The following is a 12,864-nucleotide window of genomic DNA, read 5'->3' as shown; positions in this document are numbered from 1 at the left end:
GGCGGTTCAGATGACGTTTCCGGGCGTGCGCAGGACGTTAGCTCGCGGGGATTCCGTGGTGGAGGGCTGGCTCGGCCGGCCCTAGGATTCACCCGCACCGGGCACCGGTCATGAGAAATGTTCGGGAAGGGCTTGGGTGGTAGCATCTGCTCATGACGAAGGGGTGCACTGACGGCGACACGGCTCGGTCAATGGCGATCCTGCGAGGACTGCCGACATTCACGGCAGGAGTTGGCTACTCGGCCCTCTCCATGCTTGTTGTCGCTGGACACCCGGAATCTTACGTGCTGGCCATGGCTATTCCTGTCGCTACGGTTCTTGTCGCACGCTTGGCTGCGTACTTGGCGGGACAAAGGACTGGTGTCACGCCTAGTACTTCTGGCTATGCCGTCGTTACCCTGGCCTGCTTGCTCCTAGGAGTCGTTAGTCTGGTGGTTCATTTTCCTGGTCCTGCCGTTATCCTCGGCTTCGCATTTATGTTACTTGGTATCGCGCACCATGATTCCCGTGCTTGCGCCATTGCGTTCGGTGCGATGATCGCATCCGTTCCGCTCGATATCATGGGTTTTTCTGTGCGAAACGCATCCGAAGAAGTCGAGGTATGGAAGGGGTTCGCCCTCGGTGTCGTGGGCGTCATGGTTATTTTGGTCAGCCTGTATTTCTTCGTTCGCGACCGTCGCCTACCTCCGCGGAGGCGCGATCGCCTCGGTGGGCTGATTTGAGTCGGTTCGAGGCATTGAATTGCCTACCCTCAGCTTCCCGAATCTGATGCACAGCCTTGGTCGCGTCGGTGACCCGACGGCTAACGGCTCAGCGGGGCCTCTGCGGGGCCTGGGACCTGATTCGGCTGTTGGCGACGGATCGAGTGCCCGAAGCACCTTCACCCGCCGCGCTTAGCCCGCGTTCTTGCATCAGATGCATCGCACCAGTCGACTGGTAGTGGTGCGTACTCGTGAGGTGCGAGTTCCTGGTCTTGGATCAGGTGGCCGCGGGAGACGTCAGTTGCTGTGGCTGCTGCGCCTGGCCGACCAACTCGCGATGAGACGGAACGCATCAGCCGTCCGTGAGCCGGGTTCCGCGCCGTAGACGACGAGGCTCTGTCCTGGGTCGGCCGGGAGCGGCATCTGTTCGTAGGTGAGTGCGAGGTCGCCAACAACGGGGTGATGGATCGCCTTGAATCCGACGTGGTGGTAGCGGACGTCGTGCGAGCTCCACAGCCCACGGAAGACCTCATTGTCGCGACGGAGGTCGTGGATGAGGGCCTGCAGCACGGGGTCGTCCGGGTGCTCGCCGTCGGTGGCGCGAAGGTGGGCGACCGTGTCCGCCGCGGAGTCCTCCCACTCGGTGAAGGAGTCCCGTGCCGCAGGATCGAGGAACAGGAACCGGGGCGTGCTCGGGGCAGCCCGTGACGTGACGTCGCTGTCGTACAGCGGGGAGAACACGGCTCGGCCGAGGGCATTCGCGGCGAGGAGATCTCCGGTGGAGGTGTGGACGAAGGCAGGTGCGTCGGTGATCGCGTCGAGCACCCGCCAAGGCAGGAGAGAACGCCGAGCCCTTCGACATCGATGACGCCACCCACGTCGACCTCTACTACCGCGACGAGCACGTCGCCCAGGCCGTCGACAAGCTCACCGAGTTCTACACCACGCACCTGGCGAACTGACGGCGCTGCACGGCGACGGGCGGCACGCACAGCGAAAGCCGGCCGTCCGTCGCCTGTGATCGTGCGACCCCTTACACCAGAAGCAACTCGCACTAGTCAGCTGGTAGAGGCGCGTGCTCGTGACGTGCGAGTTCCTCTCGTCTGAGTGGCGGTCCAGGGCCGTCGTGACCGAACCTGATGGGACGAGGATCCGCCAGATTGCGGGGGCTAGAGGCGCTAGCATTCGCTGGATGACGGCTTCTACCTGTCCCTCGTGCGGACGCGAGCTGGCCGCGCATGAGCGTGACGTTCGGTTCTCACTTCCCGATCCTGTGCTGAACCTCCCCGAGCGCGAGGAGACCGACGGGTTCTGGATGAGTGGTCCCTCCGCTTCGGAGTCGGTCATGATGCAGGTGCCCTCGATGGGTGCGTTCGTTCGGGCACTACTCCCCGTGCAGTTGACTGGCGGGTATTCCGTTCGATTCGGCGTCTGGGTCGGGGTCCATCCCAATGATCTGCAGCACGCCGCGAAGGTCTGGTGGAAGCCGGAGTATGCGGAATTGCGGCTCAGCGGTCGACTCGCGAACGCTGTCGAGCCGTGGGGGATGTTGGCGGCACCTGTAGAGCTTGCCGTCCTCGATCCTGATGTGTCTCCGTGGTGCGTAGGCAGCAGCGATGAGTTGCTCTCGGCCGTCCTTGGTCGCGAGTGGGATCACCAGTTGGTCTTGGACCAGCCTCCCGCCTGAACGACGGCCGTCCTTCCGAGGAATCCTGCATCAGATGCACGAAACCTGCGGTGAACTGCGGCGACACGGCAAGGACTAGGGGATCTCTGGCCACGCCACGACAGAGCGGCAGGCGCCCTGACCTGCACAGACGCGGATCTCGTCGCGAGGTGCGGGTTCTTGCATCAGATGCAGCTCGCACTCTTAGCTAACGATAACCGTCGTTATGTCAGATACGCCCTGTATGCCCGTTCTTGTGTGCCCCGGTGAGCCCTTCGGCCAGCACGGTCGCGACCCGCTCTCCCGCGTCGTCCGGCGCATAACACAGCGCCTGCCGCGGTTCTACACCCATCAGCCGCGCCACGGACGCGACCTGACGGTTGAGCGCTTCATCGACGAGGCCCTCCGGGACCGCGAGGCCCCGTAGTTCGAGCTGTTCGTGTTCAGCAGGGACTTGAGGGGGACGATAAATGTAGGAACGATGGGCGGGTCGAAAATCCGACTCGCGCAAGGGCAGGACCCGTTTCGACCGCGGAGAGTTCCGCGGATCTCGGCGGGCCCTGCCCCTCAGGCGTGTCTAGGAGAGATATTCCTTGTCTAGTGGCCGTTCTTGGCCAGGTAGGCCTCTGCGTCCGCAACCTGCTGCTCGTACTTGTCGTGCAGGGCGGACAGCTCGGAGCTCCACTCGTCGAGCACGGGGGCCTCGTATGCGGCGTGGAGATCGGCAAGGCGCTGGATCATGTCGATGCTCTGCTTACAGTTCGCGTCCACGATTGCGACGTCTCGTGTTGCAGCGGACGAGGTCAGGTAGGCATCCCTGGGGACTGCCGCGTCAAGGGTCCTGGTGTCGGAGGCGGCATCGATGCCGTTCCCGCTGAGGCACTTGGCCCACTCATTGCGGATGGTGTTGTAAACATCGGAAGACTGGAACGCCGTCCACGCGTTGCCCAGACCTTCAGACCAGGGGCCGCTTCCCTTGTGTTCGGTGAGGCGCAGGACGTCCGGGTCGTTGGCGCAGTTCTGCTCGAGCTTTGCGAAGTCGGCGTCGCTGATCTCGACATCCGACTCTCCGGAGAGCGTCTCGGCGACAGCCTGCTTCTTCTCCTCCGATTCGACGGGAGCATATCCTGCCTGCTTCGCCGCGGCGGGGACCCACAGGCCGTAGTCACGGTCGGTTTCGGTCTCCGGAATGATCTCACCGTAGTGATAGGCGATGCCGTTGCGCTCCGCGCAGTTGGCGATTGCCAACGTGTGTGCGTTGAAGATCGCTTCGTGCTCTTGCTGCGTGGGGAAGTACTCTTCGCTAGGGCGTGTGATCTTCCCAGCCGCCAGGTCGACCTTGGCGGCGCCTGCTACCAGCGGTCCCGGCTCGGCAAGATTCTCAGACGAGGCGGTGCCGGCAGAGATCGACAGTGCAACCACTGCAGCCGTGGTCCCCGCTAGCGCCGCGAACATCGCCGACTTGTGGACTTTTTTCATTGGTCTAGCCTCCGAGGTTCAGGAAATGCAGTCGGTGAATCGAAGCGAGCTAACTTGCTTCTCGAAGTTGTTGCTCGAGTACTTCCCTGTGCCAGCACCGTTGCGAAGGTAGGGATCCTTGTAGTTGGAGAGGTCGAGTGCGCGAAGCATGTAGAACCATTCTCCGCTGTAGCCCGTGCCCTTGTACCAGAGCGTGCGGCATTTGGAGCCGTTGCTAACGGCGCCGTAGCCAATATTTCCGACGTTGGTCATGCTATTGGCGTACGCATCCCGGGGGAATCCGTAGTCGGCACTGTGGTAGAAGCACGCATATCCCTGCGTACACCCTTGGATGGTGGCGGCGCTGGCTGCAGGAGCGATAGTCGCCGTCAACGAGAGAGTTCCGAGTATCACTGCGATTCGGCGTACGAGGCGCTGCCTACGTGTGAGTGTTTTCGGCACAAGGGCTCCTTCGAGGTCGGGGACAGCGCTGTCCACGACCTGGCGCAGACGACGTCGTCCCACGGTGAGCGGTATCCAGGGGCAACTTGCCCCGGCGCGTCCGAACCTAGGGTTTGCGCTTGGACCGCACCACCGCAGGAGCGGGTGAAATTTCTTCGCTGCGGGGACGACGCCGTCTGCGCTCGGGGGGCTAGCTCTTGGTCGGGCCGTAGACGATGACCTGCACGTCCCCTCCGATGGTGGCGTCCACTCGAGCGCAGGAACTGGTCTCGTCAGGCACTAGCGTCGTGGGCCACGTCTCCTCGTAGTACTTCGAGATCAGTTCGTCAGCGAGCTTGCCCGCTTCGTCGAGCGAAAGGCAATCGCCCTTGAACGCCGCATGAAGGTCGTCGGACAGTGGCCACTCCCCGTCCTCGAAGACGATGGAGTGCTGGTCCTCGGCTGCACGAATCTGAAGGACTCCCTTGGTCTCGTCGGTGATGAGCGCGCACGGCTTCGAGGAGTCGTTCACGCTGTCTGGTGCACGCACGACCGACCAGTCGTCGAGTCCGAGCCTCTTCAGCTCCCCTTCGGCCCAGGCACGCTGTTCGTCGACATCACGGCAGACGTACCCGCCGTCGACCCAGTCCTGCAGGCTGCTCTCGAGCTCGCGAACTTCGGGACGTACGACGTAGCGAGAGTCGATCGGGGTGACGCCGTCTGGCACAAGGTTGGACGGGACCACGACAATTAGGCTGCCGTCCTGGTACGCGACAGGGTTCTTGATGTCGGGGTTCCCGGCATCTTCGAGCGCGTTTGCGCAGTCGGCGATCGGATCTCCCGTGGCCAAGGGCGTTGAGAGCGCCCCGTTCGTCTCGCTGCCCCCATCCGGACGGCACGACACCACACCCGTTGGCTCCTGGACGATCGCTGCGTACGCCACGCCGCCGAGGGCCAACGTCCCAACAACCGCGCTCGTCACGATCACACGCTTGCGCCGCTTTCCGGTGACCTGGCGCGACATCCTCGCGGGCGAGGGCGCGTGGGCGGGTGTTGCTTCGATCCTTGTTCGAAGGTCGCTCCAGGCTTCGGGCGCGATCGCAGACCGGTCGGCATGGCGCAGGGGGTCTGCGGCCCGTAGCTCCGTTCTCACGTCTCGCATCACGCCTCCTCTATTCGTGGCTTGCTCGCGAGCACTTCGCGATTCGGTCGTCGGAGCTGCGGCTTGCTTGCCGTGTGAGCGGGCCGAGACGGTTCAGGTGTTGGCCGCAGCTGAGGTGGCGGGCTGGCGCCGCGATCGAGCTCTTCACGGAGACGTTTGCGTGCGCGATGGAGGCGCACCCTCACAGCGGGACGCGTCAGACCAAGGGCACGGGCTATCTCGTCACGGGCCAGGCCATCCCAGGCCTCCAGGCGAAGGAGCTCCCGGTCGTCGTCGTTCAGGCACTCGAGTGCGCGCTCGACCTCGCTCAGCCCTCCCGCATCGAGACTCGGCACGATCAGCTCAATCTCAGATCGCAGCCGATCAGCCAGGGCATTCCTACGCCGCTCACCGCGCCGATGATTGGCCAGGACCCTCCTCGCGACACCAAAAAGCCAAGCGCGGGACTCAGGCCCCGCTGGCACCTCGTCGATTCGCCGCCAAGCGACCAAGAACGTCTCAGCGACAACGTCGGCCGCGTCCTCAGGCACCACCACCCGGCGTAGGGCATAGGCGAGCAGCGCATCATTGGTCTCCTCGAACAGCGCAGCAAACCTGCCATCGTCGAGTGGCGGATCCGACCGCCCATGCGCCGGCACCCGGCCCCCCTTTCTGGAATCCCTCACACCCTCTACATGTCCGCCAGCATGGGGACCGTTACAGCAGGACCCGAAGGCACCACACGTGGGGGTGTCACCTATCCGTGCAGCAGACCCACGGCTCCGGTCAGCTCGTCGGTCTCGTGCCTAGGGTGTCCGGTACTGACGAGCTGCTCTCGAGCCATGACGCGAGGTTGCGGTCGATGGTTCGCAACAGCAGGACGCAGGCGTCGTAGCCGTCCTGCACGGTGATCCGCCGGTCCTGCCCGGGCAAGGGGATTCCGCGGATGAGCGGCTCGTGGTGAGCGCATCGGTTGCGCACGGCGTGCACCGTGGACGCGATGGAGTGTGTCCATGACCGGGTGAACTGCTCGCCGAGCATCGCTGCCTCGGTCCGTCCTCCGGGGAACGCCCGATGGAGCCCGGCGCGCCACATCTGCTCGTAGTCGGCCTTGGATGACTGCGGTGCGTCGCCGATCTCGCCACCGGCGTCCAGCAGGTCGGCCCAGAAACCGAACATGAGCTGCGCGATTACCTTGCCAGGGACTCGCCGGCCGCTCTTGGTGAGCCGTCGCCAGGCGGTGGTGAGGCTGTTGCGGGAGCGGGCATCCAGCCCGATGTCTTGGGTGTACCACTCCGGTCCATGCGCGGCCACGAGCTGGTGATTGATCGCGTTGCGAAGGGCGATCTCGACGATCGCGATGTCGGCCAGGAGTGCGGCCGAGAGGTCCCGGTCCCACACATACAGGCGACAGGCCAACTCGCGGTCGTCGGCCGCGGCCGCGAGATACGACGCGAACCGGTCCGGGCCGACCGCGCGCACCAGCGCTTCGACGTGCTGGTGGTCCATGCCGCTCCTCGAAACTCGTGACGGAAACCTCTACAGGAATCTCTGCAGCCTGTGTTAGGTTCGAACGGAACTCCCCGGATCCGCCTCTCTGGACACGAGCCATGAAGCGGCCGGGGTTCTCTTTTGCCCGGACGCAGCGGTCCGGACAGATCCCATTGTGCCGAATCAACGCTGGTCGGGGGCGTGAGAACGCCTCGCCCGGCAGGTCGAGGCGCTTCAGTCGCGCTACGTTCGTGGCATGGCCAGGATCGTCCGCCCGCTGCATGGCCGGGTGCGGGTCTGGCTCCCGTTCCGCGGCGGCGGCGGCAACTACCAGCTGCTCAAGGACATGTGCGGTCTGAGGACACGGCCTGACTACAACCGGGACCTGAAGTGCTTCGAGGTGGCGCGCGAACACCTGCCGGTGCTGCTGGACGAGCTCCCAGGTGCCCTCGGGCAGCCCGTCAGCGTGGCCCTGCACGGCTCGGCACAGACCAAGTGCGTCGAGGTGTGCTGGAACGCGTCACCCGACACCCTGTGGAAATGTGAATGCTCGTGCGCAGGCCGTTACCACGGCTCCCGGACCGGGCCTCCGAAACAGGTCGCTCCAGGACTCGGGGTCGACACGGAGTACACGAAGCACGAGTTCACACTGTTCCCGTAGCGCGCGGACGCTGCGGACCACGCCGCGCGGTGCCGGACCACCACGCCGGTCGCGCATCTGGGCCGGGCGGGGCCTGTGCGGTGCAGAGTCCGCCTAGTACACAGCGACCGCGTCAACAACCACGGCGGGGCCCTGGATGTACGCCTGGACGTCGTCGACCGGAAGGTCGACGTCGAGGCTGTTCGCGAGGGACGCGACGGTGTCGTCCATCGTGGTCATCAACGTGCGCTTCACGAGCCACTCCCAGCCGTGCAGGAGCCACTTTTCGGCGCTGGTGAACGCATCATCGTAGACGAGTGTCTCCACCGTGCCCAGGACGCCGACCTCGCCTTCGACATGGTCAGGCACGGCCTGGTCGACGAAGTGCCCAGGACGCAGGCTAAGGAGGACCCGGGGCTCGAGCCCGGTGCTCTCGAGCTCGAAGAGCATCGGCATCGGGACCAGCTCGTTCCCCAGGTACACGTTCTTGAGGCCCTGGGCGACGCTGTCCGGCATCTTCGCGGACACCAGATCGTCGAGCGAGGTTTCCGACGACTGGATCGCCTGCAGTGCGACGTACAGCAGCTTTCCGGCGATCGACGCGGTCGTCAGTCGTGCGGTGCCCTCCAGCACGAGGGGAAGGTCCTTGTGCAGGGGCAGGTCACCGCGCGGCAGCTCGACGTGGTTGCCCGCGACCAGGCCGTCGAGGACCTTGCTGACGGCGGCCTTCTCGCGGGGTTGGAGCGTGTAACTCGTCTGGATCTCGACCTCGCTGCCGCTTTCTCCACCGAGCTGCGCGGCCCGTGGGCCGACGCGGCCAGTGCCCTTGCGCGCCTTGGTCGTGCGCTCGGTGATCTCCTGCGCCATCGGGACAGCGACCTCGGCGTAGTCCGCCAGCGCGAACAGGGTCTCGGCGTCGAGGAACTTCGGTGATCGAAGCGGCATGGGCCTGATGATGCACTACGGCTCGAGGATCACAACAGTGCCTGATCGGAGGCGGCGCGGGTGGGATAGGGTTCTGGCGGTGTGAGCGAGAGCACGACCCCCAAGGACCCTCACCTGCAGGTGCGTATCGGCTGCCAGCGTGACGTGCCCGCGATCGAGGAGCTCGCGCGGCGGCGTTTGCCGACCATGAGCCACCTGCACGACCGGTCGTCCTGGGATCGGACCGATCGGTTCGGCCCTGGGAGCCACCCACGCGACCGGTACTCCCCGGTGGTGCACGACGCGCGCACCGACGGAACGGAGAACCTCGTCGCCTTCGCATGGGTCGATGCCGCACTCGCCGACGACTACGGCGTAGAGGAACCCTGGTGGTGCATCAACGCCATCGCGGTTGCCGAGCCGTACGCCGGTCACGGGATCGGCGGCGGACTCGTCGAGATGATCGAGGGCCAGGCGCGCGAAGCCGGCGTGGTGTCCCTGTACGGCCAGGCGTACCAGTCCGCCGCGCAATTCTGGCGTTCGAACGGCTTCTCCGTGGGCGCGCTCGGCGGCCTCCTGACGTCCGAGAGCAAGGTGTCCGTCGCCGGTCGCGGGCGGCAGCAGGTGGTGCTGAACGCGGAGGCCAATCAGCACTTCTTCGTGAAACAGATCGACGGGTCGCCAGGGGTGCGTCTGCGGACTGCCCAGCGCGACACCCAATCCTGACCGGCGCACAGACGCGGCCATCGCCGCGAGATGCGAGGTGTTGCATCAGATGCAACTCGCACACGCGTTCCTGTCCGATAACCCTGATTTCGTCGACGAGCGCCCCGAGGTGGCCCTTGATGACCTTCCCCGATTGAACCGGGGCAGCACATCCAAGCTCGCGACCTCGGTGGATTCGAATGAACGTCACTTCGGAAGATCAGAATCTCGCGCAACCGATCCCCGTACGCAGGATGACCTGCACCGATACCTCCCCGAAGGGTGCGAACGGGGTAGCTACCCCGTACGTTTTCGGTAACGCGCTCGAGGGACGATCCGCGGCATGGATCGAACCTCTACGGTGATCGAGCGGACCCAGGCACCCGCCGGGTCCTCGCCTGCCTTCCGGTCCAGGGACCTTGCACCGGAAGGGATGGTGGTGATGAGTCGTCACCACCGTGGGGTGCCGCTCGTCTGGGTGAACGCCACGGTGGTGGTGATTCACAACCACCGTCGTTGGCCGCGCACTTCTGCACCGGCTCGGAACCCTCTCGCCAGAACGAACGGCGCCGCGGAGTCGCCCGGCCCGCGCCTTTTGGGGGAGCCTACGGTGGTGCGGACTCCACACCACCGTGCGACCTGCATGTTCGCTGTTGTGCGCCACGAACGGGCGGCGCCAACCCCGCGAGTCCCCGATCGAGAAACCGAGGTGCGGCCTCGCACGCAGGCGCGACGTCGGGACGCACAGACGGCCACCGCAGCCCCGCCCGCGGTCACGCCCCGAAGTGCCCCTTCGTGGCCGGGATGGCCACCGCGAGCCGCTCGCGCAGCTCATCGAGGTCGACGCGGATGAGCCTGCCCACGCGGTACCCCGTGACGGTGCCGTCGGCGATGCGCCTGCGGATCGTCTTCACCGAGACGCTGAACTCTTCTGCCGCGTCGGCGAGGGCGACGAGCTTCCCGTGGCCTCGCGCCGGCCTCTGGATGTCTGACGATCGCATGATCCCGCTCCTCCCCGGGCGGAGCGCTCGCACCGCCCTTCACGACTCAGGTGTGCACACGGCGCCACGGGTGGACTCCGTATCCGACGGCACCGCGATGCTCTCCACGGTCCGCCCTCATCACCCCGACGCCGCACCTCGTGCACGACGCGCGGCCAGCTCGTCCTCGCGAGCCATGGCCGCCATGCGTTCGGCGATCATGCGGTCCCGGTCGGCGGCCGCGTGCTGGTAGATCATCGCCACCCGGGCCTCCGAGTGCCCGGCGCGGTGCATCAGCTCGGCGGTGGTCGCGCCGGCCCGAGCCGCCATGGTCAGGCTGGTGTGCCGCAGATCGTGCGTGCGCACGTCGGGCAGACCCGCCTTCTCGCGTGCGCGGATCCACGCGTACCGCCAGGTGCCCTCGGGCAGCACTCCCCCAGACCTACCGGGGAACAGCAGCCCGTCGCGTCCGGGCTGGGCGAACCGCTCGATGTGGGCCTTAAGGACGAGCGCCAGCGTCTCCGGGATCGCGACCGTCCGGTAGCCGGCGTCGGTCTTCACCCGCCCGACGACGGCGTTGATGCCCTTGCCGCCCTGCGAGACGTTCTGCGCCACGCTGACGGTCGCCGACGCCAGGTCACGCAGGTCCACGTCCCGACGCCGCAACGCGCGGGCCTCGCCGATGCGCAGTCCTGTCCAGCTCAGCAAATCGGCCAGCGCCCGCAGGTGTTCGGGCAGCGCCTGAGCGAGAGCCTGGGCCTCCGCCGCGCTGAGCACCACCGGCTGCCGCTGCCGCTTGTGCCGCCCGCCTGCGACCACGCGTGCGGGCGAGGCGTCGAGCAGCCCGCGGGCGATCGCCGCCTTGAACACGGCCGACAGGAACTTGTAGGTCTGCGCGGCCTCCCCCGAGCCGTCGGTCGTCCGCTTCGCGTTCCGGGCTCGTGTTCGCAGATCCTTCTTGAGCCGGGCGTGCCATGCCGCGACGTCGGCCACGGTGACCTCGTCGAGGTACTTGGTGCCGATCGTCGGGTCGATGTGCACCCGCAGGATCCGCGAGTAGTCCCGCAGCGTCCCGGGCGCCAGGGTCCGGGCCTCGATGTACTCGGTGGCCCACTCGCTAAGCGTGAGGCGTTCGACGACGGCATCGCGCCGGTCGGGCGGGAGCCACTCGTCGCGGTCGATGAGCCGGCGTTCGTCGACGAGCCAGGCCTCGGCGGCCATCCGGTCCCCGAAGGTCCGCGTATGTCGACCGAGGTCTGGTCCCCAGTACCGCGCGCGCCAGCCGGTCACCTTGCCGGTGCTCCGGCTGCGACGCGCCTCGAGCTCTCCGAACAGCCTTCGCGAAGTAGGTCGAGTCACGTCACACACCTCCCTCAGCGAGGAAGGTGTGCCGCCGGCACCGGAACCCTGTGGGGGTCTGGTGGGGGTAGGAATGCCCCTGTGGGGGTAGAACTGTCCACTCGAGTCCACGAGCGGTCGGAGCAAAGATGCAGGTCAGGACCGTAAAACGAGGGGTGGTGGGCCCGGAGGGACTCGAACCCCCGACATCCACGGTGTAAGCGTGGCGCTCTGACCAGCTGAGCTACAGGCCCTGGACAGCGCAGCAAAGAATACCCGGCGACGGAGCGCCCGCCGGACAGCCGCGCGGCCCTCGTCAGGGTCAGATCTCGGCGAGCGCCTCGCGGTAGGCCTGGAGGTCGCGCCGCTGGCCGCGCGGGTTGACGACCGACCACCGCACGATCCCGTCGGCGTCGACGAGGAACGTGCCGCGCAGCGCGTGGCCGCTGGTGGGGTCGAAAACCCCGTAGGCGTCGGCGACGGCGCCGTGGGGCCAGAAGTCACTGAGCAGGTCGAAGCCGAAACCCTCCTGCTCGTGCCAGGCCTTGAGCGTGAAGACCGGGTCGGTGGAGACGCCCAGCACCCGCACCCCGGCCGCCTCGAAGTCCTCGATGTTGTCGCGCAGCTCGCACAGCTCACCGGTGCAGATGCCCGAGAACGCGAACGGGAAGAACACGAGCAGCACCGGCTCGCCGCGCAGGTCGGCGAGGTGCACGGGCGTGCCGTGGGTGTCCGGCAGCGTGAAGTCGGGAGCGGGGTCGCCCGCGCGCCGGCGCACCTCGGGGGCCGAGGCCGTCACCGGCCGGTCACCGCGTCAGCGCCCACGACCGCGGTTGGCCAGCTTGGTGGCCGACCAGTCGGGCGCGACCGCGAAGGTGCTCGTCGCGTGCAGGCCGGCGGTGGTCGCGGCCTCCTGGATCTCGTCGTGGCCGACGTGGCCGTCGCGCCCCGGCTTCGGCGTCAGCAGCCAGATGAGGCCGCCGTCGTCGAGCACCGTCAGGACGTCGACGAGCATGTCCGTGAGGTCGCCGTCCTCGTCGCGCCACCACGCGATGACGCCGTCGGTGACGTCGTCGTAGTCCTCGTCGACGAGCTCGCTCCCGACCGCGGCCTCGACCTCGGCCCGCAGCGCGTCGTCGACGTCGTCTCCCCACCCGAACTCCTGCACGACCTGACCGGGCGTGAACCCGAATCGAGCTGCCGGGGATTCCGCCTGCTTACCCACTTTGGACCTTCGTTCCTCTCCGTCTGACCATCACCGACACGTACGGACGCGCGCGCGGGGCGCACGTCTGTCGTGTGCGCCAACGTAGTCCACCGGAAGCACGTCCGCCCGGCAACCCCCACACGCCCGTGGTTTGCTCGGAGCGGGGCTGCAC

General features: G+C 66.6%; 15 protein-coding genes and 1 tRNA gene. 4 read left to right on the top strand and 12 right to left on the bottom strand.

What is annotated here, in order from left to right; all coding sequences use genetic code 11:
• Positions 1 to 191 precede the first annotated feature (191 nt).
• Positions 192 to 722 (top strand): hypothetical protein, encoded by a 531-nt coding sequence (locus tag ACFQ8Y_RS13380; protein WP_430585750.1) that lies wholly within the window; start codon positions 192 to 194, stop codon positions 720 to 722.
• 276 nt (positions 723 to 998) lie between these two features.
• Here ACFQ8Y_RS13380 and ACFQ8Y_RS13375 read toward each other — a convergent pair whose 3' ends face one another.
• Positions 999 to 1,526, bottom strand: a complete 528-nt coding sequence (locus ACFQ8Y_RS13375) for a hypothetical protein (RefSeq protein WP_430585749.1) — start codon at positions 1,524 to 1,526, stop codon at positions 999 to 1,001.
• Between the two features lie 367 nt (positions 1,527 to 1,893).
• Here ACFQ8Y_RS13375 and ACFQ8Y_RS13370 point away from each other — a divergent pair, with 367 nt between their 5' ends.
• A complete protein-coding gene (locus ACFQ8Y_RS13370) occupies positions 1,894 to 2,388 on the top strand; it encodes a DUF2199 domain-containing protein (protein ID WP_430585748.1) in 495 nt (164 codons plus the stop codon).
• Positions 2,389 to 2,964: 576 nt separating this feature from the next.
• Here ACFQ8Y_RS13370 and ACFQ8Y_RS13365 read toward each other — a convergent pair.
• The 5 genes from ACFQ8Y_RS13365 to ACFQ8Y_RS13345 form a co-directional block, all read right to left on the bottom strand.
• Positions 2,965 to 3,846, bottom strand: a complete 882-nt coding sequence (locus ACFQ8Y_RS13365; RefSeq protein WP_430585747.1) for a hypothetical protein — start codon at positions 3,844 to 3,846, stop codon at positions 2,965 to 2,967.
• A gap of 18 nt (positions 3,847 to 3,864) precedes the next feature.
• On the bottom strand, positions 3,865 to 4,098 hold the full coding sequence (locus ACFQ8Y_RS13360; RefSeq protein WP_430585746.1) for a hypothetical protein: 234 nt from the start codon (positions 4,096 to 4,098) through the stop codon (positions 3,865 to 3,867).
• A 379-nt stretch (positions 4,099 to 4,477) separates the two neighbouring features.
• The gene (locus ACFQ8Y_RS13355) at positions 4,478 to 5,248 is read right to left on the bottom strand and encodes a hypothetical protein (protein WP_430585745.1); all 771 of its coding nucleotides are present in this window, start codon (positions 5,246 to 5,248) and stop codon (positions 4,478 to 4,480) included.
• 179 nt (positions 5,249 to 5,427) lie between these two features.
• Complete coding sequence (locus ACFQ8Y_RS13350) at positions 5,428 to 6,066, bottom strand: RNA polymerase sigma factor (RefSeq protein ID WP_430585744.1); 639 nt, start codon at positions 6,064 to 6,066, stop codon at positions 5,428 to 5,430.
• Positions 6,067 to 6,193: 127 nt separating this feature from the next.
• Positions 6,194 to 6,916 (bottom strand): hypothetical protein, encoded by a 723-nt coding sequence (locus tag ACFQ8Y_RS13345; protein ID WP_430585743.1) that lies wholly within the window; start codon positions 6,914 to 6,916, stop codon positions 6,194 to 6,196.
• Between the two features lie 238 nt (positions 6,917 to 7,154).
• Between ACFQ8Y_RS13345 and ACFQ8Y_RS13340 the strand changes: the two genes are divergently transcribed.
• Complete coding sequence (locus ACFQ8Y_RS13340) at positions 7,155 to 7,559, top strand: hypothetical protein (protein WP_430585742.1); 405 nt, start codon at positions 7,155 to 7,157, stop codon at positions 7,557 to 7,559.
• 93 nt (positions 7,560 to 7,652) lie between these two features.
• On the opposite strand, the gene ACFQ8Y_RS13335 is transcribed toward ACFQ8Y_RS13340, so the two are convergent.
• Positions 7,653 to 8,405: a hypothetical protein gene (locus tag ACFQ8Y_RS13335; RefSeq protein ID WP_430585741.1), complete on the bottom strand. Its 753-nt coding sequence runs from the start codon at positions 8,403 to 8,405 to the stop codon at positions 7,653 to 7,655.
• Between the two features lie 159 nt (positions 8,406 to 8,564).
• Here ACFQ8Y_RS13335 and ACFQ8Y_RS13330 point away from each other — a divergent pair, with 159 nt between their 5' ends.
• Positions 8,565 to 9,188 (top strand): GNAT family N-acetyltransferase, encoded by a 624-nt coding sequence (locus ACFQ8Y_RS13330; protein WP_430585740.1) that lies wholly within the window; start codon positions 8,565 to 8,567, stop codon positions 9,186 to 9,188.
• Between the two features lie 752 nt (positions 9,189 to 9,940).
• On the opposite strand, the gene ACFQ8Y_RS13325 is transcribed toward ACFQ8Y_RS13330, so the two are convergent.
• The 5 genes from ACFQ8Y_RS13325 to ACFQ8Y_RS13305 all read right to left on the bottom strand — a co-directional run bounded on the left by ACFQ8Y_RS13325 (position 9,941) and on the right by ACFQ8Y_RS13305 (position 12,710).
• Positions 9,941 to 10,168, bottom strand: coding sequence for a helix-turn-helix domain-containing protein (locus tag ACFQ8Y_RS13325; RefSeq protein WP_430585739.1), 228 nt, complete (start codon positions 10,166 to 10,168; stop codon positions 9,941 to 9,943).
• A gap of 120 nt (positions 10,169 to 10,288) precedes the next feature.
• A complete protein-coding gene (locus tag ACFQ8Y_RS13320; protein ID WP_430585738.1) occupies positions 10,289 to 11,368 on the bottom strand; it encodes a tyrosine-type recombinase/integrase in 1,080 nt (359 codons plus the stop codon).
• 294 nt (positions 11,369 to 11,662) lie between these two features.
• Positions 11,663 to 11,739, bottom strand: a tRNA-Val gene (locus tag ACFQ8Y_RS13315).
• A 68-nt stretch (positions 11,740 to 11,807) separates the two neighbouring features.
• Entirely contained in the window at positions 11,808 to 12,284 is a 477-nt protein-coding gene (locus ACFQ8Y_RS13310) for a peroxiredoxin (protein WP_430563630.1), read from the bottom strand.
• A 15-nt stretch (positions 12,285 to 12,299) separates the two neighbouring features.
• On the bottom strand, positions 12,300 to 12,710 hold the full coding sequence (locus ACFQ8Y_RS13305; RefSeq protein ID WP_429764203.1) for a DUF3052 domain-containing protein: 411 nt from the start codon (positions 12,708 to 12,710) through the stop codon (positions 12,300 to 12,302).
• Between the last annotated feature and the right edge of the window lie 154 nt (positions 12,711 to 12,864).

The organism is Isoptericola sp. NPDC056605, assembly GCF_042792795.1.
GTDB lineage: Bacteria > Actinomycetota > Actinomycetes > Actinomycetales > Cellulomonadaceae > Isoptericola.
This window is presented reverse-complemented; position numbering and strand designations above follow the sequence as displayed.

What these genes read in the sequence shown, in the direction of transcription:
- ACFQ8Y_RS13380 (WP_430585750.1), top strand. Translation starts at nt 192, where the DNA reads ATGGCGATCCTGCGAGGACTGCCGACATTCACGGCAGGAGTTGGCTAC.
- ACFQ8Y_RS13370 (WP_430585748.1), top strand. Translation starts at nt 1,894, where the DNA reads ATGACGGCTTCTACCTGTCCCTCGTGCGGACGCGAGCTGGCCGCGCAT.
- ACFQ8Y_RS13365 (WP_430585747.1), bottom strand. Translation starts at nt 3,846, where the DNA reads ATGAAAAAAGTCCACAAGTCGGCGATGTTCGCGGCGCTAGCGGGGACC.
- ACFQ8Y_RS13360 (WP_430585746.1), bottom strand. Translation starts at nt 4,098, where the DNA reads ATGACCAACGTCGGAAATATTGGCTACGGCGCCGTTAGCAACGGCTCC.
- ACFQ8Y_RS13345 (WP_430585743.1), bottom strand. Translation starts at nt 6,916, where the DNA reads ATGGACCACCAGCACGTCGAAGCGCTGGTGCGCGCGGTCGGCCCGGAC.
- ACFQ8Y_RS13340 (WP_430585742.1), top strand. Translation starts at nt 7,155, where the DNA reads ATGGCCAGGATCGTCCGCCCGCTGCATGGCCGGGTGCGGGTCTGGCTC.
- ACFQ8Y_RS13335 (WP_430585741.1), bottom strand. Translation starts at nt 8,405, where the DNA reads ATGGCGCAGGAGATCACCGAGCGCACGACCAAGGCGCGCAAGGGCACT.
- ACFQ8Y_RS13325 (WP_430585739.1), bottom strand. Translation starts at nt 10,168, where the DNA reads ATGCGATCGTCAGACATCCAGAGGCCGGCGCGAGGCCACGGGAAGCTC.
- ACFQ8Y_RS13320 (WP_430585738.1), bottom strand. Translation starts at nt 11,368, where the DNA reads ATGGCCGCCGAGGCCTGGCTCGTCGACGAACGCCGGCTCATCGACCGC.